Origin of the sequence: Streptomyces rubradiris (assembly GCF_016860525.1) — a bacterium.
GTDB classification, from domain to species: domain Bacteria; phylum Actinomycetota; class Actinomycetes; order Streptomycetales; family Streptomycetaceae; genus Streptomyces; species Streptomyces rubradiris.
Genome location: NZ_BNEA01000015.1, coordinates 3747114 through 3770424, shown reverse-complemented (window position 1 = coordinate 3770424; position 23311 = coordinate 3747114). Strand labels below are relative to the sequence as shown.

Genomic DNA, 23311 nt, shown 5'->3' with positions numbered 1-23311 from the left:
GACGCTCATCGAAACTCAGGTGCTTCCATGACCCCTCCCGCCGCACAGCAGGGGCGCGCCTGGCGGACCCACGCCTGTGTGCTCGCGCTCGGCACGTTCGCCGTCGGCACCGACGCCTTCGTCATCGCCGGTCTGCTGCCCGACCTCAGTGACTCCCTCGATGTCTCCGTGGGCGCGGCGGGCCAGCTCGTCAGCGTCTTCTCGCTGGCCTACGCCCTGCTCTCCCCGGTGCTCGCCGCGTTCACCGCGCGTTGGTCACGCCGTACGGTGCTGATCACGGGCCTCGGCGTGTTCGCCGTCGGGAACGTGGTGACCGCCCTCGCCCCCGACTACGCGCTGGTCCTGGCGTCCCGGGTGATCGCCGCGGCCGGCGCCGCGATGTTCACCCCCAACGCGGGCGCCACCGCGGCGACCCTGGCCGGACCCGAGCACCGGGGCCGGGCGATCGCCATCGTCACCGTGGGGCTGACCGCCTCGCTCGCGCTGGGCGCGCCGCTCGGCACCGTCATCGGCGAGGCGCTGGGCTGGCAGGCCACCATGTGGTTCGTCACCGCGCTCGCCCTGGTGGTGGCCCCGGTCATCGCCCTGCGGCTGCCCGACGTCACTCTCGGCGGCCCGACCCAGCTGCGCCGGCGCCTCGCCCCGCTCGCCGACCGCAAGGTCGCCATGGTGCTGGCCGGCACGCTGGTCGCGTTCATCGGCATCTACCTGCCCTACACCTACATCAGTGCCGTCTTCGAGCCCGCCACCGGCGGGGACGGCGGCAAGGTCGCCGTGCTGCTGCTGGTCTTCGGCGTGGCCGGGACCGCCGGCAACCTCACCGCGGGCCGGCTCGCCGACCGCAAGGGGCCGCGCACGGTCGTCATCGGCGCGACGCTGCTGCTCACGGTGGTGTTCGCGGCCATGGCCGGCATCCGCTCCTCCTACCCGGCGGCCATCGCGCTGACGGCGGTGTGCGGCATCGCCTCCTGGTCGGTGACCGCGCCGCAGCAGCAGCGCGTCATGGCGCTGGCCAGCCCCGGCAGCGAACCCCTGGCCGTCTCCCTCAACGCCGCCGTGATGTACCTGGCGATCTCGCTGTCCAGCGCGCTGGGCGCCGGGATCCTCGGCGCGGCGGGCGCCGTGTGGATCGCCTGGGCGGGCGCCGCGTTCGCCGTGGCCGCGGCGCTGGTCACGGCCGCCGCCGCCCGCACCGAACGGGCCGGGGCGGGAGCCGGGGAGCCGGAGCCGGCCGGGGCCCAGGAGGTGTCCGCTGGTCAGCGGCCCGTCCGCCGGAACTGAACAAGCGCTGGTTTTCGAACAGGCGCTGGTTTTCCCGGAGCGATTGTCGCGTCGTCGACGCATCGCGCCGGAGAGGGAGTCGGCGAGTGCCCGGCCGTGCGGCAGGCGCGAAACGGCCTGCGCGACCCCCGTCGGCCGGGGCTCCCCGGCTCCATTCCGCGCGCACGCGTACGGACGAACGGACGAACAGGACCTGGTGCCGACTGGAGCGCGACGCCGGATTCCTGGCCTCGCACAGCCGGCGGGCCGCCCGGTTCCTACGTCCTGCCCGGCCCACCGTGTAGGACCGCGCGCCGCCGTCGGCCACCGGTGGACCCCCCCCGCTCCAGCGCACCGGATTCCGCGACGAGGTCACCGGATGGGCGGCATCGGCGCGGGCGCCAGGGTGGTACGGATGGGGAACGGGTGGCAGTCACTGTTGGCGCCGGTGCGGTGCGCCGGGGAAGGGATCTCGAAATGAGTCTGCGCAAGGTGCTCATCGCCAACCGTGGCGAAATCGCTGTCCGCGTGGCCCGGGCCTGCCGGGATGCCGGGATCGCGAGCGTGGCCGTCTACGCCGACCCGGACCGGGACGCTGTGCACGTCCGTGCCGCGGATGAGGCGTTCGCCCTGGGCGGTGACACCCCGGCCACCAGTTACCTGGACATCGAGAAGGTGCTGCTGGCCGCCAAGCAATCCGGCGCGGACGCGATCCATCCGGGTTACGGCTTCCTGTCGGAGAACGCCGAGTTCGCGCAGGCCGTGCTGGACGCGGGTCTGATCTGGATCGGCCCGCCGCCGCAGGCGATCCGCGACCTCGGCGACAAGGTCGCCGCCCGGCACATCGCCCAGCGTGCCGGCGCCCCCCTGGTCGCCGGTACACCCGACCCGGTGTCGGGTGCGGAGGAGGTCGTGGCCTTCGCCCGCGAGCACGGCCTGCCGATCGCGATCAAGGCCGCCTTCGGTGGCGGCGGGCGCGGCCTGAAGGTCGCCCGCACCCTCGAAGAAGTCCCCGAACTCTACGACTCCGCCGTCCGCGAGGCCGTCGCCGCCTTCGGCCGCGGCGAGTGCTTCGTCGAGCGGTACCTGGACCGGCCGCGGCATGTGGAGACGCAGTGCCTGGCCGACAAGCACGGCAACGTCGTCGTGGTCTCCACCCGTGACTGCTCCCTGCAGCGCCGCCACCAGAAACTGGTCGAGGAAGCCCCCGCCCCGTTCCTGTCCGAGGAGCAGATGGCGGAGCTGTACCGGGCGTCGAAGGCCATCCTGAAGGAGGCCGGTTACGAGGGCGCGGGCACGTGTGAGTTCCTCGTCGGGCAGGACGGCACGATCTCCTTCCTGGAGGTCAACACCCGCCTGCAGGTCGAGCACCCGGTCACCGAGGAAGTCGCCGGCATCGACCTCGTGCGCGAGATGTTCCGTATCGCCGACGGTGAGGAACTGGGCTACGACGACCCGGTGCTGCGCGGTCACTCCTTCGAGTTCCGGATCAACGGCGAGGACCCGGGCCGGGGCTTCCTGCCCGCCCCCGGCACCGTCACCACCTTCGAGGCACCTTCCGGTCCGGGTGTGCGGCTGGACGCGGGTGTGGAGGCCGGCAGCGTCATCGGCCCGGCCTGGGACTCCCTGCTGGCCAAGCTGATCGTGACCGGCCGCACCCGCAAGGAGGCCCTTGAGCGGGCCGCCCGCGCGCTGGAGGAGTTCCGTGTCGAGGGCATGGCCACCGCCGTTCCCTTCCACCGCAAGGTCGTCACCGACCCCGCCTTCGCCCCCGAACTGACCGGCTCCGACGAGCCGTTCACGGTCCATACCCGGTGGATCGAGACCGAGTTCGTCAACGACATCAAGCCTTTCACCGCCCCGGCCGATGCCGAGGCCGACGAGGAGTCGGCCCGTGAGACGGTCGTGGTCGAGGTCGGCGGCAAGCGCCTGGAGGTCTCCCTCCCGGCGTCCCTGGGCATGAGCCTGGCCCGCACCGGGCTCGCGGCCGGGGCCAAGCCCAAGCGGCGCGCGGCGAAGAAGTCCGGCCCCGTCGCCTCCGGCGACACCCTGACCTCCCCCATGCAGGGCACCATCGTCAAGATCGCCGTCGAGGAGGGCCAGGAAGTCAAGGAAGGCGACCTCGTCGTCGTCCTGGAGGCCATGAAGATGGAACAGCCCCTCAACGCCCACAAGGCCGGCACCATCAAGGGCCTGACCGCCGAAGTCGGCGCCTCCCTGACCCCTGGTGCCGCCATCTGCGAGATCAAGGACTGACGGGATCGAGGCCGGGGCGAGGGGGTACCACCCTCTCCAGGTCGGTCAGGAGCGTGCGCGGATGCCCGCGCCGCGAGGGGATGCCGAGGGGCGCCGGAGCCGCTCGGCGCCCCTCGGGCCACGGAAGCCGGCGTCGGCGGGACGCGACACCGGTGGACGCGCCGTGCCGACGGGACACGGCGTCCGCCCGGTGCGGGCGCTTCCGGTCAGCGCCGGCGCATGGCACGGCGGCCGGGCGGGACTCGATGACCGAGCGGACTCGGCCGGCGAGCGGGACCCGGCGGCCGGCCGGGGAGGAGCCGGGCGCTGTTCACGCCGTCCATCGAAGCCGTCCCGCGCACCCCGGACAAGCCGGAACCGGGAACCATGACACGTCCCTGACGCCCGCATACGGCTCCTTGACGGCGGCTCCGTGACGTCACCCGGGGCCGTACGAAACGACTCCGGGGCGGTGTACGCCGGCGTGGTGCCGGACGTACACCGCCCCGGAGCGGGACGCGTCAGCGGGGACGGCCGTTACTTCGGTTCGCGGGCGAAGAGCGAGGTGGACCAGACGTAGCCGAGCACCGCCAGCCCGACGCACCAGGCGACGGCCAGCCACCCGTTGTGGCCGATCTCGGTGCCGAGCAGCAGTCCGCGCAGGGTCTCGATGGCCGGGGTGAACGGCTGGTACTCGGCGATCGGCTGGAACCAGCCCGGCATCGCGTCGACCGGCACGAACGCGCTGGACAGCAGCGGCAGCACCATCAGCGGCAGGGCGTTGTTGCTGGCCGCCTCGGCGTTCGGGCTGGACAGGCCCATGCCGACCGCGATCCAGGTGAGCGCCACGGAGACGAGCGTCAGCAGTCCGACGGCCAGGAGCCACTCCAGGGCGGTGGCGTCCGTGGCCCGGAACCCGATGGCCACCGCGACGGCCCCCACGAGCACCACGCTCATCACGCACTGGAGCACGCTGCCGACGACGTGCCCGACGAGCACCGACCCGCGGTGGATCGCCATCGTGCGGAAGCGGGCGATGATGCCCTCGGTCATGTCCGTGGCCACGGACACCGCACTGCCGATCGTGGTGCTGCCGATGGTCATCAGCAGGACGCCGGGGACGAGATAGGCGAGGTACGCGGACCGGTCCGCCCCGCCGTTGCCGATGCCCGCGCTCATCACGTCACCGAAGATGTAGACGAAGAGCAGCAGCAGGACGATCGGCGAGAGCAGCAGGTTCAGCGTCAGCGACGGGTAGCGGCGGGCGTGCAGCAGATTGCGGCGCAGCATCGTCGAGGAGTCGCGCACGGCGAGGGAGAGGGAGCTCATCGGACATCCTCCGGGGACAGGGCCGGCTGGTCGGCGCCGGCGGTGAGGGCGAAGAACACGTCGTCGAGGTCGGGGGTGTGCACGGTCAGCTCGTCCGCCTCGATGCCGGTGGCCTCCAGCCAGTCGAGCAGGGAGCGCAGTTCGCGCTGGCTGCCGTCGCTGGGGACGCGCAGCGCCAGTGCCTCGTCGTCCGGTGTGGCCTCGCGCAGCAGGGAGGCGGCGGACCGGTACGCGGACGGGTCGGCGAAGCGGAGCCGCACGTGTCCGCCGGGGACGAGGCGCTTGAGCTGGTCGGCGGTGCCCTCGGCGGCGATCCTCCCGCCGTTGAGCACGGCGATGCGGTCGGCGAGCTGGTCGGCCTCCTCCAGGTACTGCGTGGTGAGGAAGACGGTGACGCCGTCCGCGACCAGCTCGCGGACGATCTGCCACATGGAGTGCCGGGAGCGCGGGTCGAGGCCGGTGGTCGGCTCGTCGAGGAAGATGATCCGCGGGGAGCCGACGAGGGTCATGGCGATGTCCAGACGGCGCTTCATGCCGCCGGAGTAGCTCTGGGCGGGCTTCTTGGCGGCCTCGGCCAGTCCGAACCGCTCCAGCAGCCCGGCGGCGACCCGCCGCCCCTCGCGCTTGGACAGGTGGTGCAGGTCCGCCATGAGGAGCATGTTCTCCTCGCCGGTGATCAGCCCGTCGACGGCGGAGAACTGCCCGGTGACCCCGATCGCGGCGCGCACGGCCTGCGGTGCGGCGGCGAGATCGTGGCCCGCGACCCGGGCCTGCCCGCCGTCGGCGGTGACGAGCGTGGAGAGGATCTTCACGGTGGTGGTCTTGCCGGCGCCGTTCGGTCCGAGCAGCGCGAACACGGAGCCGGCGGGGATGTGCAGGTCGAGGCCGTCCAGGACGGTCTTGTCGCCGTAGGACTTGCGGAGCCCGACGGCGGAGATGGCGGCGGCCGACCGCTCCGTGTTGGACGTGGGCATGACAGACATGTCGATGGAGCCCTCCCGTTCGAGCCGAGGAAGCGGATGGAGTGGTGGAGCAAGCGGGGAAGCAGAGGACAAGCGGGGAAGCAGAGGAAGCGAGCGGGGAAGCCGGCGGGCCGTGGCCCGGTGCTCAGCTGCGGGCGCGGCGGATGTCGATGTTGCCGTAGCGGGTGCGGGCGCGGACCTGGACGGTGTCCTCGGCGGTGTCCGGGGCGTCGGAGGCGGTGAGCGCGTTGCGCACCTGCCCGGCACCGGAGCTGACGTCGAGCCAGGCGGCCGTGCCCTCGCGGATGCCGAGGTCGATGGCGCCGTAGGAGGTCTCCAGCTGGACGGTGCCGCGGGCCACGTCACCCACGCGCACGGTGCCGTGGGCGGTGGTGGCGGTGACCGAGTCCTCGGCGCGCCGCACCTCGATGTCGCCGTTGGCGTTGCTCACCCGCAGCGCACCGGTCGCGACGTCGACGGACGTGCCGCCGTGCGAGTTCTTCAGCACGGCCGGGCCGTCGAGGAGGCCGACGCGCAGACTGCCGGTGCTGGTGCTGATCTCGGCCCGGCCCGCGACCCGGTCCACGGTGATCGAGCCGTGCGAGGCGGTCAGCTCCAGCGGTCCGGTCGCGTCCAGGCGGACATCGCCGGAGGAGGTCTTCACCCGCACCTCGCCGAGCCGGCCCTCGCCGAGCACCTGGGTCCAGGCCCCGGTCATGTCGACGCGGGAGCCCGCGGGCAGCTCGACCGTCACGTCCACCACGCCGGAGCGGCCGAACAGGTTGGACTTGGGCGTCCGGATGGTCAGCGCCCCACTCGCGTAGGAGACCTCGGTCTGGTCGGCCGTCCGTACGTCCAGGTCCTTCTTCGGGTTGCGGGCCCGCACCTCCACCACGGTGTCGAGGCGGTCGCTCGCGGTGAACTGGATGGAGCCGGCGTCCACCCGGGCGGTGACCGAGATCGGTTCGGGAGTGTCGAAAGAAGGCATGGCTGTCCCGTCCTCGTGAGTCTTGGGAACGTCCCCGCAGGTGGGACGCGGTGTGAGTGAAGTGAGGTGAAGTGGCGCGGGCGGGGTGCGGCTAGCGCACCCAGCCCGTGAAGCGCTGTCCGACGGTCTGGCTCTTCTCCGGCGTACGCGGCCTGGAGCCACCGTCGACCGCGGCCGACACGGCCCGCACCAGCCAGGCGTTGACCGACAGCCCCTCGCGGCTCGCGGCCTCCTCGGCCCGGGCCTTGAGCTGGGCGGGCAGCCGCAGATTGACGCGGGCGGTCCCGCCCTCGTCCCCCTCGGCCGGCGCCTTGAAGGCCTCGACGGGCGCGGTCGCCTCCGCGGGGCCCCCGGCTTCGACGGCCGGCAGCGCCACCACGAATTCCGGGTCGAGCCCGCGCAGCCGCACGTCCACCGAGCCCGGGGCGAGTTCCCGGGTGACTTCGTCCATGGCGGCGGACAGCACGTTCAGCATGGTCAGCCGAGCCGCCGACTCCAGCGGAGCGGTCAGCCTCTCGGCCAGCTCCCGGGCATCCTCCCCACCGGCTTCAGCGGCCACCGCGAGTTCGCGGCGGAGGGTTTCGACATAGGGCGTGAGGTCCATGACGCCATCATGACACCATCGTGGCGCCATAAGCAACCCTGTGGTGCCATTAGTGGGGCCATGAGTGGCGCCGACTCCGTATACGCCCAGGTCAGACCAGGTGCTGAAGCGACTCGACAGCCCTACCAATCGGTGTCAAGGCGTCCTGCGGGGCCGGGCGACACCACCATCCGGCGCCACAGTGACACCACTTGGTGCCAAGCAGGCGCCGAGATGCGCGGGGATGAAGGTCTGTCTGCACGTCCGGCAGACTTCGATAGCCACGGCACCAGGGCACCAGGGATGGCATGGCGAAGGGGTGGGCATGGAGTACGTCACGGCCGGCTGGGACGACGGCGGCTTCCACGTGGACGCGAGTGCCTACCTGGCCGAGCTGCCGCGGCTGCGCGCCGGCCTGCCCCCGGGCGCCCGGACCTTCGCCACCGACCCCGGCCACTACGACATCCCGGGCGCCACCCGCTGCGTGAAGGACCTGGAGCTGGCCGGGATCCACCTCGCCACCGACAAGAGCGGCGGACTGGTCCTGGACTTCGCGCCGAACGCGTTCAAGCACGACTTCGGCCTGCGCATCAGCTACTCGGGCGTGCGGCACTTCGCCATCGACTACGACCACTCGATCGACTGGATGAGCGTCGACACCGTACTCCTCGACGAGATCCTCCCCGACGGAAACGGCGGCTGCCGGCACGAGATCGCGCTCACCGACGCGTCGATCACCATCCAGTGCGAGGACCTGCGGGCCGTGTGGGCACAGGGGCACCGGCCGACACGCGGCTGGGGCACCTGAAGGCGTGCCGTACCCGATCCGCCAGAGCCGGAACGCCGAGCCAACTCGCCCACAACGAGGCGGTGTCCAGTCCCTGCGGGGCGTTCCTTCAGTCCCCCAGTCGAAGGACGGCCCGGACGGGCCGGGCCCGCCGCCTGGGTGATGGTCTCGCGAGAGAAGAACCGGCCGACCTCGTCCATGAGGACCGTTCCGCCACCGTACGTGTCGTGCGCGACCGCGAAGACCTTCTTCCCCCGCCCGTCGGCGAGTTCTTGCACGTCTTCTGCCGCGCCCGGTACATGAGACGCGGAGAGGCCAGGAAGGTGCTGGGTGCAGTGCCCGCCTGACCTGCTCGCGTGTGTACCGTCGTCGCCCCTCTGATGTGCCAGGGTGCCGTCCTTGACCGTCGCGCCGGTCTGTCACGGAAGCGAATCCGTGCCGACATGATCGCGGCGTCTCAGTACTATGTTGCGCCATCGTTCCCGGGTCTGTCGTTCCCCGTCGATCCATCGTGCTCGTACGGTGTTCGGGGGGAGTGGGAGGTCGCCCATGAAGTGCGCGATTTCGACGTAGTAGGCGTAGTAGCCGTTTTGCGTGAGCTCGCGCAAGCGGGCGATGTCAGCCGCGAGGTCGTCCCGGGCATCAACGACCGCGTGGTGGAAGCACAGGGCCAATTGCAGTTTGGCCGCGGCGTAGGAGATGCCGGAGACGCCGATTTCCGCGAGCTGGACGGCCGCCCGGTCAGGCAGGTCCGCGGCGAATCCCGCGTCGCGCACGAGCGTGGCGATGTGAGCGGTCATTTCGTCGGAGCGCAGACTCAGGGGCGACAGCAGGCGGCTCGCGAGGTCGAGTTCGTCATCGGCCCGGAGCGGGTCGACGAAGGACACGACGAAGGCGAGATGGGCCTGGGCCACGGCGGTCTCGCCGACCGCACCGTGTTCCTCCGCCTCACTCCGGGCCGCCAGATACGCGACCGCCGCCCGCTCCATGTCTCCCTGCACCCACCAGACGTCCCCCAGCACCCGATGGTGCCGCCCGGCCCAGCCCAGCCTCCCGGCGGCCTCCACCACCTCCGGGAAATCTCCGGACACTCGGCTCAGGTGCGCCAGACCCCGCCGAGCGGCGGAAGCGAGCCGACCGCCGGCGGAGGCGACACGCTGCATGCCGCGACGGGAATCGTCGGTCCGCCCGAGGTCCCGCTGAGCCTTCGCCTGGTAATACGTGGTCAGTTCGACCAGTTCATCAGGGAGCAGCCCCGACGCGAGGACGGCGGAGAGCCGGCTGACTGTGCGTTCACGGTGCTCGTGCTGGCGCCGGGCGATGGCAAAGGGTGGTCGCACGTGGCACCGCAGACAGGCGAGCCCAATGTCGTACTGGCGGGGTGCCTCGACGAACTCGGGTGGAGCCCGAAGGCGCTCGCTCGCAAGCTCACCCGAGTGTTCGGCGCGGGGACGGTGGCCGAGTCGGCGCCGTACCACTGGCGGGACGCCGGCTCCCTGCCGCGTTCGCCATTGCCGATGATGGCCGCCTACGTGCTCTCCCAGGAGCTGGGTAGGAATGTCTCGGTGGCCGAACTGTGGCAGGGCCGTGTGGGCGACTCGTCAGCGCTCGCCCCCGCGGACACGGATCTCGCGCGACCCTGGACCGCGCAGGGCATGGAGGCGATCGTGGAGGACTGGGTGATGGGAGGGCTTGTCGACCGTCGCCGGTTCCTCGCGATCTCGGGCGCGGGACTCCTCGCGATCGTCGCCCAGTACCTCGACGGCGCCGCGGGACGTGGTCAGTACACGCCTCGGATGACGTCGTCACTCGGCACCGATCCGCTCGTGGACCAGGTCGAGCAGCATCTCCCCATGCTCCAGTTGCTCGATGACGAGCACGGAGGGGCACGTCATCTGCCCTATGTCGGAGCCCAGTTCCGGGCTGTCGGGCTGCTGATTCGCGAAGGCGGCCACTCTCCGGCTGTCGGGAGCCGTCTGATCCGCGCGCTCGCGGAGATCGGTCAGCTGGCCGGCTGGATGGCCTTCGACGCGGCCGACCACGGACTGGCGCAGCGCTACTTCGTCACGGCGCTTCGGGCCGCGCATCAGGTCAATGATCTTCCCCTGTGTGCCCACATCCTGGGCGACCTGTCCTTCCAGGCGGCGAGTCGAGGACACCCCGCGGACGCCATCGCCCTCGGAGAGGCCGCCCGCCGTGCGAGTGACGCCGCTCCGCTGGCTGTCCGGGCGTCCGTCCTGTCCCGGCTCGCCTACGCGTACGCCGCCGCCGGCCGTGACAACGACTTCGCCCACACTCGTGGCGCTGCCCGCGAACTGGTCGCAGGCCGGGACGGCGGCCAAGAAGAGCCCCGCTGGATGTACTTCCTCACCGACAACCACCTGGACTGTCAGGCCGGTTACGGCCTCATCCAGATGGGTCGTGCTCAGCAGAAGGCGGAGAGCGGAAAGAAGAGCCGCCGCTTCCTCGCCCAGGGGACCGAGATGCTCAGATCGGGGCGTACGACGTCCCGCGCGGCGACCCAAGCCAGCGCCGAGCCCTGTTCGAGGGAGCCTGGCTGGCCCTGGGCCACAGCGCGCACGGAGACCTGGAGGCAGCCTGCGAGATCGGCCAGATCGCCGCCGACCGCCTTGATGTCGTCCGCTCGCCTCGCAGCGCGGCACTGCTCCACCAGCTTGCCGCCGACCTCCGTCGCCGACAGCGCAACCCTCACGTGCGCGGCTTCCTGCCAGCCCTGGAGAACGCCCTCGCCCAACACGCCCCATCGACGCAACCCGGCCGTTAGGGTCAGGTTCGTGACCGCAGGGGAGTGCGTTGTCGTCGTCGGGGCTGGGGTGGCTGGGCTCACCACGGCCGTCGTTCTCGCCGAGGCCGGGGCTTCGGTGCACGTGATCGCCGAGCAGGTGCCGGGGGGCACGTCGCTGGCGGCCGGGGCGATGTGGGGCCTTACCTGGTCGAGCCGAAGGACAAGGTCGACCCGTGGGGGCAACGGTCCCTGGAGATCTTCCGGGAACTGGCCCAGGACCCGGCGACGGGCGTCCGGCTCACCAGTGGCATCGAGGCATCCCGCACGGCCGAAGCCGCGCCGGACTGGGCCACCACTTTGCCGGGTTTCCGACCGTGCGAGCGGGCCGAACTTCCGGCCGGGTTCACGGCGGGTTACCGGTTCACCGTGCCACTGATCGACATGCCCACCTACCTCGACTACCTCCTGCGCCGGCTCCGCGACGCCGGGGGTGTGGTCGAGCGGCGACGGCTGACTTCGCTCTCGGACGCCGGTCCGGCTTCGGCAATCGTCAACTGCGCGGGCCTCGGGGCACGCGGCCTGGTCCCGGACCCTGACCTCCGGCCCATCCGCGGCCAGCACGTCGTCGTCACCAACCCCGGGCTGACCGAGTTCTTCTCCGAGGACACCGGCCTCTCCCCGGACCTCCTGTGCTTCTACCCCCACGGCGACACTGTCGTCCTGGGCGGCACAGCGATCGACGGCGAATGCGATCTGGCTCCCGACGACAAGGCGGCGGCCGGCATCCTCGTTTGCTGTGCCGAGGTCGAGCCCCGCCTCGCCGAGGCCCGTGTCCTGGAGCACCGGGTCGGCGCTCGACCGACCCGCGCCACGGTTCGTGTGGAGGAAGAGGTGGGGGAGGACGGCACTGTGGTCGTGCACAACTACGGGCATGGCGGTGCTGGCGTCACGCTGTCGTGGGGGTGCGCCGAGGAGACTCGGGATTTGCTGTCGATCGCGTGATCTGCATGTGGAGGCACAGACGTTGCGACGTCCGCAGCGCGGGATCGCTCAGGGCGCCCCGGCACGCTGGTAGCCGATCCACAATCGGCCACCGGTCTGCCCGAGCACCTCGTCCGCGACGGTCACGAGGGGCTCGACTCTCCCGTCCAGTGCCTCCTGTAGGCCGTGGTGGAGGCGTGTGTTGAGCCCTGGCGCGGTCGTCTCAAGGCGGCGTGCCAGCCACTTTCCATCGCCATTCCACGAGGCGCCAACGGCCAGTGCCAGCTCACCGGTTGCGTCGCACAGGCATTCACGAACGCGCAGGTCCGAGTGCCCTCAGCCGTCGCACTTCAGACGGCCTCACCGGCCACCCCCTGGGAGAAGCCGACCAAGATCTTCTCCCAGGTTTCTCCCAAACGGTCCCCGGAAACCACTCAGGGGCCTGATCCACTTAGTGAATCAGGCCCCTGACCTGGTACTACGGCGTCGGGGTGGCGGGATTTGAACCCACGACCTCTTCGTCCCGAACGCGATTCCGTGCCTGTGCGACCTTGGAACGGCGCTGTCCCGCTTGCTCCCTGGGCGGCGTGGCAGTCCATTACAGTCCGGGAGCGTCCTCGCGGGTTCGCCTCATTTGACCCCCCGTTTGGCCCCCCGCGCCAGCGGCAATGGGGCGGTGGACAGCCGTCACCAAGGTGATGGGCGCACCCTCATCGCTCGGTCTCTGGGCCTGCCTGTTGGCTGCTCGCGCGCGTGTGCAAGGCAGCAAGGGCCTGGGGCACCGTCATGGGCGTGTCCCTGAGAGCACCCCACCGTTCCATCACGCCGGCCGAAGCTGTCGCCAGTTCCGAGGGCAACCCCGCCTCATCGAGCGCGCGGGCCACTTGCTCCATCTCGGGAGCCCACCGCCACGCCCGAGCCGCGACCTTCGGGAAGTACGCGGTCTCGGCGAGGTAGCTGGTCGTCCGGCCCTGTGCGATCTCGTCCAGCTCCTCTTCCACCCCATGCTCGGCGGCCAGGGCGTGGGCGACTGCCGCCAGCGCGCGGCTGGCCTTCTGATAGCTGCTGTAGGACAGCTTCAGTGCGGACGCCTGGCCGAGAGGGCCCGGCAGCAGACGTACGTGCACCGCCGAGCCCGAGAAGACAGACGCCACCGCGGCCACTGGCTCACGCGGGCCAGCAAGGTACAGGCGGGTGGACTTCGAGGCTGACGGCGGGGAGCCGATCACCGAGCCGTCAACGACCGTGGCCCCGCTCTGGTCGAACAGCGTGCTGATGCGGTCCATGGTCGCCGGGGAGATCGCGTTCCCGTCGACATAGACGCCGGAGAACGGCTGAGCGGCCACCGCCGCGGCGACTTCCACCGCGTGAGCGGGAGGGCAGATACTCAGGATTATGTCGGCCTGGTCGGCCATCGCCGCGAGACTGCCGACGGGCTCAAGTCCATACTTCCCCGCGCGTTCGCTGCTCGCCGAGCTGCGGCCCGAAGGACACCAGACGACCTTGGCCCCGCTCTGCTTGGCCTGAGCCGCGATCGCGGCGCCCATGCTACCGGGGTGCAGGATGCCGACGACGGTCACCCGACCAGCCCCCGAATGTCACGAACTTGGGCGGCCACGCCGGCCGCCCGCGCTTTGTCGATCGACTGCGCGGCCTGAGCAGCGGTGACCTGATCGGTACGGATCACGAGAGACCACGGTTCACCCGCGTGGTTCAAGAGGTCCTGCCGGGTCTCGTGCCAGACCTTGAGCCGAGCGTCGACGTCCTTGTCACCGCGACGGCTGCACCGGGCCCGCGTGGTCTCCTCGGGACACCACAGCAGCACCTTGACCCAGTGCGTGGGGAACACCTCAACGGCGCGTGCGCCGGCGACCTGGCCCATGTGCAGTACAGGGATGCGTCCCGCGGCGAGCAAAGCCGACACCTCGCCGCGATCGATGGCGTATTCGGCTCCGTAGCGCGCGTTCCGGTAGAGCAGTTCCCCGGAGCGCGCCAGGTTTTCGATGTGCTCGGCGGTCGTAAGGCGGTAGCTGGTACTACGTCCGGGGCCAGCCTTGAGTCGCTGGAAGAGGGTGAACGCTGGCCGCAGCCGCGAGAACTCTGCCGACACCGTGTCCTTACCCGAGCCCGGCGGGCCGTACAGGATGACTCCAGATGAGGTCACAGTCCGCCCCCGCTCAGCACGTCCCTGGCTTCGTCGACGAGTGCGACGGCGGCGCCGAGGCGGTTGTCGACGACGAAGTGCGGTCCTTGCGGTCGCAGCGTGAGGTCCAAGTCGGCCACGTACTCATCCCACGCCTGTACCTTCCAGGCGTCGCGGGCGGCGCCTCGGAACTCGATGTACTCACGCATCGACTCCGGGTCGCACTCAACCCAAATGGTCGCCACGGATACGCGCTTGGAGCGGCACCGATTGTGAAAGCGCTGCATCCATTCGGCCTGCGAGAACTCCGAGATGAACGGGGCGTCGAGGATCGTGGAAATGCCACAGTCGACGTTGTCCCAAGCCGCCTCCATGAGGCATCGGTATTCGAGCGGCCGGACCTTTTCTCGGTACAGGTCTGAGCTTCGATCATTTGCTTCTCCGTCAAGCGCGACCAAGAGCTGATCCACCAGTGGCCGAGTGAGTGATTCTTTGCCGAGAATGGGCCACCCGGTGAGGCCGCCGAGGAACTTGGCGAACTCAGACTTGCCAGAGCCAGCGAAGCCGCCGACGAGGACGACGGACGGTCCGTCGAGGGAGCCGCCGGTCGTGCGACGCTTCCATGCGTCCATTACACGGCTGATCAGAGTGCCGCTGTCGACATTCTGCGTTCCCTCGCGGATGCTGCTGAGTGCCTGGCGAACCGCCTGAGGCTGGTCGGGAAGTGCTGGATTCCTGGGCGCGGGTACGGGGACGGACTCCATTGGAGCATCCTCTCCGGGCAGTGCTCGGCGGAACCCCAATTGGGCTTCGTTCCGACGATAGAGGCGACAATATGCCCGACGGTAGTGAGGGCCGGGATATACCGAGCCTTTCTCGTGGCCCCAGATCGTCTGGAAGTTGGCCGCAATGTTGAAGCCGTGCCGCTCCGCAATTTCTCGGAGCTTTTCCCTCGTCTCTTCCAGGGGTAGCTCGATCTCTTCTCTGTGCTGCCGCAGAAGATCGGGATTCCAATCCGGGTGCTTCCGAGCCATCTACCCCTCCTAGATAGCTAGCCGGAGTCGCGAGTGTAGCGGTTCGACTAGGCCCATGAAAACAGCGATAGAGCATGTGTAAGCGGATGTATAAATCCTGTGAGTCTCAGTCAGCCAGGGCGACGTGATACAGGTTTGTAGGCCGCAGCAGTGAAATAGGACACGTCCGAGCGAGGAGGTGTTCATGTCTCACTACTGCGGCCATGGCGGGTCGGGTGAGGGGCGGCGGAGGTCAGTTGCCTTCGAGTGCTGCTACGCGCTCCCGCAGGTCGCCGACCTCGGTCCGAAGCCGGGCGACCTCCTCCTGCAGCTCTGTGATCGCGCCGACCGGGTCCGCAAGCTTCGCGGCCGTGGTGGCGTCACGGGTGAGGAACGCTCCCTTGCCCTGGTGGCTCACCGCAAGCCCGTCGGTCCGGAGCTGCCGGATCGCGTCGCCGCCTCGTTCCCCCGGAGTACATCGAGCGGTACGTCGAACTGCTCAAGCGCGAGGCGGAGGCTGCCGCCTGAAGCTCTCATCACTCAATTGCGCAGGGTCCGCGCCCATCGGGGCGCGGCCCTGCCCTATGGAGGCTCAACACAGCATGACCGACACCCCGCAGCGCGCCCGCCGGGCTGGCCACGGGGAGGACACCATCTACTGGGACGCGGCCAAGAACCGATACGTCGGGGCGGTCTCCCTGGGGTACGCCCCGAACGGGAAGCGTCGCCGGCCGAAGGTGTACGGCAAGACGAAGACCGAGGTCCGGCAGAAGATCCGGGACCTGAAGAAGGAGGTCCAGGCGGGCGTCAAGTCGCCGGCGAACTACACCGTGGCCGACGCCGTGAACGACTGGTTGGAGCGCGGACTCAAGGGGCGCGACGAGAAGGGAACCATCGGCAAGAACCGCTCGATGGCGAACAAGCACCTGATCCCGCTCATCGGTAAGGCGAAGCTGAAGGATCTCAGCGCGGACGACGTGGACGACTGGTTGGACGACAGGGCGGAAGTGCTGGCGACCCGGAGCCTGCGTGACCTGCTCGCCATCTTGCGCCGCTCCATCGCACACGCTCAGCGCAGGGACAAGGCCGCCCGCAATGTCGCGCTGCTGGTGACCGTGCCGGAGGGCCGTCCCGGTCGGCCGAGTAAGGCGCTCGACCTGGAGCAGGCGAAGGCCGTTCTTGCCGCGGCCCGTCCGTCTCGCCTGTACGCCTACCTAGTGCTTTCGCTCCTCAGCGGCGTACGCGCGGAAGAGGCACGACCACTCACCTGGGACCACGCCTTTCTGGAGCCGAAGGAAGGTATCCCGCCTCACGTCGCGGTGTGGCGTTCCGTACGCAAGCACGGCGAGACCAAGACCAGGAAGAGCCGTCGGACCATCGCCCTGCCGAGGCAGGTGGTCGACGTGCTCGAAGAGCACAAGCGATGGCAGAAGCAGGAGCGTGCATCCCGCGGGATGGAGTGGAGCCCGACCGGCCGTGTCTTCACCACTCGGAGCGGCGAGCCGCTCGATGCCGCGAATGTCCGGCGCGACTTCAAGGCCATCGTGAAAAAGGCGGGTCTGAAGCCGGAGTGGACCCCCCGAGAGCTCCGACACAGCTTCGTGTCACTGCTCTCCGATCACGGCATCCCTCTGGAGCGCATCGCGCTCCTGGTCGGCCACAGCAGCCAGGCCACCACGGAAGCGGTCTACCGGAAGCAGCTCAGGCCCGTGATCACAGAGGGCGCCGAGGCCATGGATGACATCTTCGCCGAAGATCAGGAAGAGGAGGACGCGGAGGACGACGAAGAGGGCGACGCGGTGGCCTGATCAACTTCGGTTGGCCCCCTGAGCACGACAGAGGCCACATACGACAATTCGTATGTGGCCTCTGTCCAGCGTCGGGGTGGCGGGATTTGAACCCACGACCTCTTCGTCCCGAACGAAGCGCGCTGCCAAGCTGCGCTACACCCCGGTGTCGCTGCTCTCGCGGCGACGACGTTTACTTTAGCCCACTGGGGGCTGTAGACGAAATCCGGTTCAGAGGCGGTGGCGGGTCGGGGTCGGGCGGGTGTGGTCCAAGGCCACCAGGAGGACCGACAGGGCGTAGATCCCGAGGCCCAGGAGGAGGGCGTTCGCCAGGGTGCCGCGGTAGCCGTGGGCCGTCGCGTCCAGGAAGGGATAGAGGTGGCGGGACGGGGCGGACGGTGACAGGAGCGCGCCCCGGATGAAGGTGAAGGCCAGGTAGGCCAAGGGGTACAGGAGCCAGGCCGCGGTCTGGCGGAGGCGCAGGCGGGCCGCGGGGGTGAGCAGCAGCCAGTCCAGTACCGCCGCCGCCGGGACCAGTACGTGGAGAATCTGGAGCGCCGTCCACTGGGCGTGCCAGCGTTCCGGGGCCGTCGTCGCGCCGGTCATGGAGAACGGCGGCGTCGTGTGGGCCAGGAGCAGGTGGTAGATCAGGGCGCCGATCACGACGTAGAGGAGCGCGGCGCCGGTCACCGCCGGCGGGAGCGGGCGGCGGGCCCGCCAGGCCCTCGTCGCCGACAGGAACGTGATCACGGCCAGCAGCGCGGTGGCCTGGACGCTGAAGTAGCTCAGCATGCGGGCCGGACCGCCCAGCAGTAGTTCCAGCGCGACCCCGACCGCCGCCGTCACGGCGATCAGCAGACGGAACACCGCGGCCGTCGGGCGGCGCACCGGGGCCACCACCGCCGTGGCCGGGACGGGGGCGGGCAGCAGGACGGGCGGGCCCGGGACCGCGGGCAGGTCCGGGATGTCCCTGGGTATCGGGGCGGTCATGCCCTCACGCTAGGAGCGGGGGAGGGGGGCGGCCAGACGGATTGGGCCAGGTGGGTTACGGGACGATCACCGGCCTCTCCGCCGTCCCGGTCTCTCCCTTACCCCGGTGTCTCCGTCGTCCCGGCTTCTCCGTTACCCCGGTGTCTCCGTCGTCCGGCTTCTCCGTTACCCCGGTCTCTCCGTCATCCGGTCGCTCCGGCGTCCCGGCCTTCCGTCATCGAGCGTCGGCCGAATGGGCTGCCGGGGCCCCCTCCGGCCCGTTACCGCTTCTCCACCAGCGTCAGCAACGTCGCCTCCGGCGGGCACGCGAAGCGGACCGGGGTGTAGCGGTTCGTGCCGCAGCCGGCCGAGACGTGGAGGTAGGACGTACGGCCCTCCACGGTGTGCGTGGACAGGCCCTTCACGCGGTCCGTGTCCAGGTCGCAGTTGGTGACCAGGGCGCCGTAGAAGGGGATGCACAGCTGGCCGCCGTGGGTGTGGCCGGCCAGGATCAGGGGGTAGTCGTCCGCCGTGAACGCGTCCAGTACCCGCAGGTACGGCGCGTGGACCACGCCCATCGAGAAGTCGTGCCCCTCTGACGGGCCGCCGGCCACCCGGGCGTAGCGGTCCCGCTTGATGTGCGGGTCGTCCAGGCCGGTCATCTCGATGGAGACGCCCTCGATCTTGAGGGTTCCCCGCGTGTTGGTCAGGTTCAGCCAGCCCGCCGCGTCGAAGCCGTCCCGCAGGTCCTCCCACGGGTTGTGGATCGCGCCCACCGCCGGCGCGTTGCCGTTCAGCCCGTGGCGTCCGCTCGCCTTCTCCAGCAGGTAGCGGGCGGGGTTGCGCAGCTTGGGGCCGTAGTAGTCGTTGGAGCCGAAGACGTAAGCGCCCGGGAACTCCATCAGCGGGCCCAGCGCGTCCAGCACTTCCGGGACGCCCTCGGGGTCCGACAGGTTGTCCCCGGTGTTGATCACGAAGTCGGGGCGCAGCCCGGCCAGCGACTGCAGCCAGCGCTGCTTCTTGCGCTGGCCGCCGACCATGTGGATGTCGGAGACCTGGAGCACGCGCAGCGGGCGCATGCCCGGGGGCAGGACGGGGACGGTGACCCGTCGGAGGCGGAAGGAACGGGCCTCGAAGCCCGCCGCATAGACCAGGCCGGCGGTGCCGGCCGCCACGATTCCCAGGGGGATTCCGTATCGCGCGCGCATCTGTCCATCGTGTCAGACGGGTTGGGCGCGCCGAGACCGGCCGCCCCAGCCGAACGGACGGCCGCCCCCAGCCGAGCGGACGGCCGCCCCCAGCCGAGCGGACGGCCGCGCCGGCTGAGCGGACGGCCGCCCCGGCCGAGCGACGGTTATGGCGGTTATGAGGGGCGGACCCGGGCGATCGCGCGCCCGCGGCTAAATGCGCAGGCACGGGTGACCGCGCACCTGCGACAATCGGGCCATGACCACCACGCTCAAGTCGAAGCTGCAGGACGACCTCAACGCCGCGATCAAGGGGCGCGACGAGCTCCGCTCCTCGACGCTCCGGCTGACCCTCGCCGCGATCACCAAGGAGGAGGTCGCGGGCAAGGAGAAGCGGGAGCTGTCCGACGACGAGGTCCTCAAGGTGATCACCCGCGAGGCGAAGAAGCGCCGTGAGGCGGCCGAGGCCTTCGCGCAGGGCGGCCGTGCCGAGCAAGCCGAGCGGGAGAAGGCCGAGGGCGAGGTACTCGCCGACTACCTGCCCAAGCAGATGTCCGACGAGGAACTGGACGCGATCGTCGCCCAGGCGGTGGCCGAGGCGAAGGCGGCCGGTGCCGAGGGGCCGCGGGCCATGGGCGCCGTCATGAAGATCGTGAACCCGAAGGTGGCCGGTCAGGCCGAGGGCGGCCGGGTCGCCGCCGCGGTGAAGAAGCACCTCCAGGGCTGAGCTCCCGGACCGGCCTCCTCCTGAGCCGGCCTCTTGCTGGACCGGCCTCCTTCTGGGCCGGCCTCCTTCTGGACCGGCTCCCTGGGCGGCCTTCTCTCCGGTGGCCGCGTGCGCTGTCCTCCAGAGCTGGCCTTCTGCAGTGCCGGCCGCATAGGTACCGCGTCTCTACGGCCGCGGGGTCGCACCCCTTCCCAGAGGTGCGACCCCGCTCATCCGGCGCCGGACACGATCGGCCGTACCCGGCCCGTCCTAGTGCCCCCGGCCCCCGCGGCCGTTGCCGCCGTTGCCACCGTTTCCGCCGATCCCCCCGTTCCCGCCGTTCCAGCCATCCCCCTGCCCCTGGATGAAGTTCTCGGGGAGGGAGAACGTCGGTGTCGGGAAGGAGCCGCCGAGGGCGCCCGCGGTGGTGCCGCCGTCAGCGGTGCCGCCGTTCGTCAGGCCGCCGATCAGTCCCCCGGTCGTCCGCCCCGTCGTGTCCCCGTTGCGGTCGTCGGTCTCCTCCCGGTCGCCTTTTCCCCGGTCGTCCTCGTCGTGGCCGTCGTCGGGAAGGTCGACCAGATGGAAGTCCGGAGCGGGCCTGTTCTCCAGCGCGCCGGACATCATGTCGCGCCAGATCGGCCCCGGGACCTCGCCGCCGTAGACCTTGTCGTGCGGGACGCCGCCGATGGTGATGTTGGTCATCTTGCGCTTGTGCTGCGGGTCGCCGACCCAGACCGCGCCCGCCATGTTCGGGGTGTAGCCGACGAACCAGGCTGCGAAGCGCTCGTCCGTCGTACCCGTCTTGCCCGCGCTCGGGCGGCTGCCGAGGCCGGCCTCCTGGCCCGTGCCGTCCTCGACCACGCCCTTGAGGAGCGTGCTGATCGTGTCCGCGGTGTTCTCCGACATCGCCCGTGAGCAGGTCGACTTCGGCACCGGAAGGGACTTCTGCTCGCTGCCGATCTTCTGGGTGACCGACTCGATGGCGACCGGGGTGCAGTACATGCCGCGCGAGGCGAAGGCGGCGTAGGCGCTCGCCATCGTCAGCGGGGACACCTCCTGGGTGCCGAGCGCGATGGAGGGCGCCTGGACGATCTTGCGGCCGTCCGCGCGCGCCACGCCCATCTTCTTGGCCATGTCGATGACCGGGCAGATGCCGATGTCGCTGATCAGCTGCACGTAGTAGGTGTTGACCGACTTCGCGGTGGCCTCCGCCATGCCGTACGGGCCGCGCTCGGAGTCGTTCTCGTTCTTCAGCTTCTCCGGCCGCCTCGGGTCGTTGCGCCAGACCTTGCCGCCGCACGCGGTCACCGGGCTCGGGTACGCCATCTCGTACGGCGACGAGTACTCCTGCCCCGGGGACTTGCCGCCCTCGACGGCCGCCGCGGCGACGATCGGCTTGAACGTGGAGCCGGGCTGGTAGCCGGCGCCGCCGCCCATGTCCTGGTTCACGGACAGGTTGATCGTCGTCTCGCCGTCGTTGACGTTGACGCCGTACGGGCGGGACTGGCCCATGGCGAGGATCTTGCCGGTGCCGGGCTCGACGATGGTCGCGGCGGTGGCCACGGCGTCGCTGCGGTAGACGTGGTCCTTGACGGAGTCCTGCACGGATTCCTGCGCCTGCGGGTCGAGCGTCGTACGGACCGTCAGGCCGCCCCGGTTCCAGAGCTTGGCCCGCGCTTCCTTCGTCTTGCCGAAGACCGGGTCGGTGAGGATGACCTGGCGGACGTAGTCACAGAAGAAGCCGGCGCCCTTGACCGCGGTGATGCAGCCGTTCTTGGGGCGGCTGGTGTGCAGGCCGAGCGGTTCGCGCTTCGCCTCGTCGGCCTCCTGCTGGGAGATGTCGCCCAGCTCCGCCATCCGCTGGAGCACGATGTTGCGCCGCTTGGTGGCCTCGGCCTCGTCGTTGACCGGGTCGTACCGGCTCGGGGACTGCACGATGCCGGCCAGCAGTGCCGACTCCTGGAGGTTGAGGTCCTTGGCGTGCTTGGAGAAGTAACGCTGGGAGGCGGCCTCGACGCCGTAGGCCTGCTCGCCGAAGAACGTGATGTTCAGATAGTTCTCGAGGATCTTCTTCTTGCCGAGCTTGTCCTCGATCTGGATGGCGTACTTCAGCTCGCGGATCTTGCGGCCCAGTGTCTGCTGGGTGGCCTCGGCGACCTTCGTCGGGTCGTCGCCGGCCTCCTCGATGAAGTAGTTCTTCACCAGCTGCTGGGTGAGTGTGGAAGCGCCCTGGGCGACCCCACCCTCCTGCGCGTTCTTGTTCAGGGCGCGCAGCACGCCCTTGAGGTCGACGGCACCGTGCTTGTAGAAGCGCGAGTCCTCGATCGCGACGATCGCCTTCTGCATGTACGGCGAGATGTCCTTGAGGTCCACCACCGTACGGTCGCGGGAATAGACCGTCGCGATCTGCTTCCCCTGGCTGTCCAGGATGGTGGTGCGCTGGCTCAGCTGGGGGCTCTTCAAGTCGGCCGGGATCTCGTCGAAGCCCTTGACCGAGCCCTTGGCCGCGAGGCCCAGCGCTCCGGCCGCGGGCAGCGCGATGCCCGCCATGACGGCTCCGGCGAGCACACTGACACCGAGGAACTTGGCGGCCTGCTGCATGGGCGACAGACCACCGCCCGAGCGCTTCTTTGGCATGGGGGCAGCCTAATCCGTACTGTTGAGCGTTCCGAGGGAGCGACCGCTTCTCGGGATGTTCCGAGTGCCGATCGTGACGTATCCCCCGAGGGATCGCCGGGGCACCGGCCTCCGTCATGGTCACGCAAAGAGGGGATGTCCGCCTCCCCATTCGCCGGACACGCGCACAGGCATTGGCCTAAGCTGCTCTCGACTGTCACAACCGTGCGGTCACCCATTCCTGCGTGCGGCTACCCCGGATCGTTCCGGACACGGCCGGGAATTCCCGGGAAACGGCCTTGTTTCCCTGCCAGGGGCGGTCCCGGGCGCGCCCCTGGTGCCGTCCGGCGCCCGGTGTGGCCCACCGCGACTGCCCCGGTTTGCCGGGATGATCACGCATGTCGCCAGCTCACTCCCGTGGGTGATCTGCCGCTTACCCATAGTCCGTTCGGGCCATTCAAGATTGGGCCCGAAGGGGGTGTTGCACGGTCCCCACCTTCCGTAACGTCCTCAACTGGCGGCGGTGAATATGCCGCTGCCGCCGTGGGGGAGCCTCGATTCGGGAGAGGACGGCGCCGGTATGGGCTGGGTAACCGACTGGAGTGCGCAGGCCGCCTGCCGCACTACCGATCCGGATGAACTGTTCGTTCAGGGAGCAGCGCAGAACAGGGCCAAGGCGGTGTGCACCGGATGTCCGGTGCGTACCGAGTGCCTGGCCGACGCGCTGGACAACCGCGTGGAGTTCGGCGTGTGGGGAGGCATGACGGAGCGTGAGCGCCGTGCGCTGCTGCGCAGGCGGCCCACCGTGACCTCCTGGCGCAGACTCCTGGAAACCGCCCGCTCGGAGTACGAGCGGGGAGCGGGGATCGTATCCCTCGACAACGACGAGGTGTACGAGAACTACGCCGCGGTGAGCTGAGGGCTTCCCCGCTCAGCTCACCACGTCAGGGCTCGGGTTCGGTGCGGGGGCCGGTACGGCCGGCCGCACGACGGGTGTACGGCTGTGGCGTCCGCAGCCG

General features: G+C 70.1%; 18 protein-coding genes, 1 tRNA gene and 3 pseudogenes. 8 read left to right on the top strand and 14 right to left on the bottom strand.

Features of this window, described 5'->3' with window-relative positions; genetic code table 11:
• Positions 1 to 27 precede the first annotated feature (27 nt).
• On the top strand, positions 28 to 1281 hold the full coding sequence (locus Srubr_RS29900; RefSeq protein WP_189999007.1) for an MFS transporter: 1254 nt from the start codon (positions 28 to 30) through the stop codon (positions 1279 to 1281).
• Positions 1282 to 1743: 462 nt separating this feature from the next.
• A complete protein-coding gene (locus Srubr_RS29895; protein ID WP_203855089.1) occupies positions 1744 to 3516 on the top strand; it encodes an acetyl/propionyl/methylcrotonyl-CoA carboxylase subunit alpha in 1773 nt (590 codons plus the stop codon).
• Positions 3517 to 4032: 516 nt separating this feature from the next.
• On the opposite strand, the gene Srubr_RS29890 is transcribed toward Srubr_RS29895, so the two are convergent.
• The 4 genes from Srubr_RS29890 to Srubr_RS29875 all read right to left on the bottom strand — a co-directional run bounded on the left by Srubr_RS29890 (position 4033) and on the right by Srubr_RS29875 (position 7378).
• On the bottom strand, positions 4033 to 4824 hold the full coding sequence (locus Srubr_RS29890) for an ABC transporter permease (protein ID WP_189997923.1): 792 nt from the start codon (positions 4822 to 4824) through the stop codon (positions 4033 to 4035).
• The gene (locus Srubr_RS29885; protein WP_189997922.1) at positions 4821 to 5798 is read right to left on the bottom strand and encodes an ATP-binding cassette domain-containing protein; all 978 of its coding nucleotides are present in this window, start codon (positions 5796 to 5798) and stop codon (positions 4821 to 4823) included. Before Srubr_RS29885 ends, Srubr_RS29890 begins: the two co-directional genes overlap by 4 nt.
• Positions 5799 to 5931: 133 nt before the next feature.
• Positions 5932 to 6774, bottom strand: coding sequence for a DUF4097 family beta strand repeat-containing protein (locus Srubr_RS29880; RefSeq protein WP_189997921.1), 843 nt, complete (start codon positions 6772 to 6774; stop codon positions 5932 to 5934).
• A gap of 91 nt (positions 6775 to 6865) precedes the next feature.
• Positions 6866 to 7378 carry a toxin-antitoxin system HicB family antitoxin gene (locus Srubr_RS29875; RefSeq protein ID WP_189997920.1) on the bottom strand — a complete coding sequence of 171 codons (513 nt, stop codon included), beginning with the start codon at positions 7376 to 7378 and terminating at the stop codon, positions 6866 to 6868.
• Positions 7379 to 7682: 304 nt separating this feature from the next.
• On the opposite strand from Srubr_RS29875, the gene Srubr_RS29870 reads away from it, so the two are divergent.
• Complete coding sequence (locus Srubr_RS29870; protein WP_189997919.1) at positions 7683 to 8165, top strand: hypothetical protein; 483 nt, start codon at positions 7683 to 7685, stop codon at positions 8163 to 8165.
• Between the two features lie 398 nt (positions 8166 to 8563).
• Here Srubr_RS29870 and Srubr_RS29865 read toward each other — a convergent pair whose 3' ends face one another.
• On the bottom strand, positions 8564 to 9484 hold the full coding sequence (locus tag Srubr_RS29865; protein WP_189997933.1) for a hypothetical protein: 921 nt from the start codon (positions 9482 to 9484) through the stop codon (positions 8564 to 8566).
• On the opposite strand from Srubr_RS29865, the pseudogene Srubr_RS41730 reads away from it, so the two are divergent.
• Together Srubr_RS41730 and Srubr_RS29850 are read left to right on the top strand one after the other, a co-directional pair.
• Positions 9485 to 10929: pseudogene (locus Srubr_RS41730) on the top strand (carph-isopro domain-containing protein).
• 10 nt (positions 10930 to 10939) lie between these two features.
• Positions 10940 to 11892 (top strand): annotated as a pseudogene (locus Srubr_RS29850) (FAD-dependent oxidoreductase).
• A gap of 48 nt (positions 11893 to 11940) precedes the next feature.
• Here the strand turns inward: Srubr_RS29850 and Srubr_RS41065 are convergent.
• From Srubr_RS41065 to Srubr_RS29830, 5 genes and pseudogenes are all read right to left on the bottom strand, one after another.
• Positions 11941 to 12165 (bottom strand): annotated as a pseudogene (locus Srubr_RS41065) (nucleotidyltransferase domain-containing protein); the annotation flags it as partial.
• 416 nt (positions 12166 to 12581) lie between these two features.
• On the bottom strand, positions 12582 to 13451 hold the full coding sequence (locus Srubr_RS29845) for an NAD(P)-dependent oxidoreductase (RefSeq protein WP_189997918.1): 870 nt from the start codon (positions 13449 to 13451) through the stop codon (positions 12582 to 12584).
• Positions 13448 to 13981 carry a guanylate kinase gene (locus Srubr_RS29840; protein WP_229926882.1) on the bottom strand — a complete coding sequence of 178 codons (534 nt, stop codon included), beginning with the start codon at positions 13979 to 13981 and terminating at the stop codon, positions 13448 to 13450. The genes Srubr_RS29845 and Srubr_RS29840 overlap by 4 nt, the downstream gene beginning before the upstream one ends.
• Before the next feature lie 50 nt (positions 13982 to 14031).
• Complete coding sequence (locus tag Srubr_RS29835; RefSeq protein ID WP_189997916.1) at positions 14032 to 15048, bottom strand: P-loop nucleotide/nucleoside kinase family protein; 1017 nt, start codon at positions 15046 to 15048, stop codon at positions 14032 to 14034.
• A 232-nt stretch (positions 15049 to 15280) separates the two neighbouring features.
• Complete coding sequence (locus Srubr_RS29830) at positions 15281 to 15445, bottom strand: hypothetical protein (RefSeq protein WP_189997915.1); 165 nt, start codon at positions 15443 to 15445, stop codon at positions 15281 to 15283.
• Between the two features lie 184 nt (positions 15446 to 15629).
• Between Srubr_RS29830 and Srubr_RS29825 the strand changes: the two genes are divergently transcribed.
• Positions 15630 to 16835, top strand: a complete 1206-nt coding sequence (locus Srubr_RS29825) for a site-specific integrase (protein WP_189997914.1) — start codon at positions 15630 to 15632, stop codon at positions 16833 to 16835.
• A 71-nt stretch (positions 16836 to 16906) separates the two neighbouring features.
• Here the strand turns inward: Srubr_RS29825 and Srubr_RS29820 are convergent.
• The 3 genes from Srubr_RS29820 to Srubr_RS29810 all read right to left on the bottom strand — a co-directional run bounded on the left by Srubr_RS29820 (position 16907) and on the right by Srubr_RS29810 (position 18991).
• Positions 16907 to 16980: transfer RNA gene (locus tag Srubr_RS29820), tRNA-Pro, on the bottom strand.
• Between the two features lie 65 nt (positions 16981 to 17045).
• Entirely contained in the window at positions 17046 to 17804 is a 759-nt protein-coding gene (locus Srubr_RS29815; protein ID WP_189997913.1) for a Pr6Pr family membrane protein, read from the bottom strand.
• A 260-nt stretch (positions 17805 to 18064) separates the two neighbouring features.
• Positions 18065 to 18991 (bottom strand): metallophosphoesterase, encoded by a 927-nt coding sequence (locus tag Srubr_RS29810; RefSeq protein WP_189997912.1) that lies wholly within the window; start codon positions 18989 to 18991, stop codon positions 18065 to 18067.
• Between the two features lie 238 nt (positions 18992 to 19229).
• On the opposite strand from Srubr_RS29810, the gene Srubr_RS29805 reads away from it, so the two are divergent.
• Positions 19230 to 19697, top strand: a complete 468-nt coding sequence (locus Srubr_RS29805) for a GatB/YqeY domain-containing protein (protein WP_189997911.1) — start codon at positions 19230 to 19232, stop codon at positions 19695 to 19697.
• Between the two features lie 249 nt (positions 19698 to 19946).
• On the opposite strand, the gene Srubr_RS29800 is transcribed toward Srubr_RS29805, so the two are convergent.
• Entirely contained in the window at positions 19947 to 22313 is a 2367-nt protein-coding gene (locus Srubr_RS29800; protein WP_189997910.1) for a transglycosylase domain-containing protein, read from the bottom strand.
• A gap of 559 nt (positions 22314 to 22872) precedes the next feature.
• Between Srubr_RS29800 and wblA the strand changes: the two genes are divergently transcribed.
• Positions 22873 to 23211, top strand: a complete 339-nt coding sequence (wblA, locus tag Srubr_RS29795; RefSeq protein WP_030606400.1) for a transcriptional regulator WblA — start codon at positions 22873 to 22875, stop codon at positions 23209 to 23211.
• The last annotated feature ends 100 nt before the right edge of the window (positions 23212 to 23311 follow it).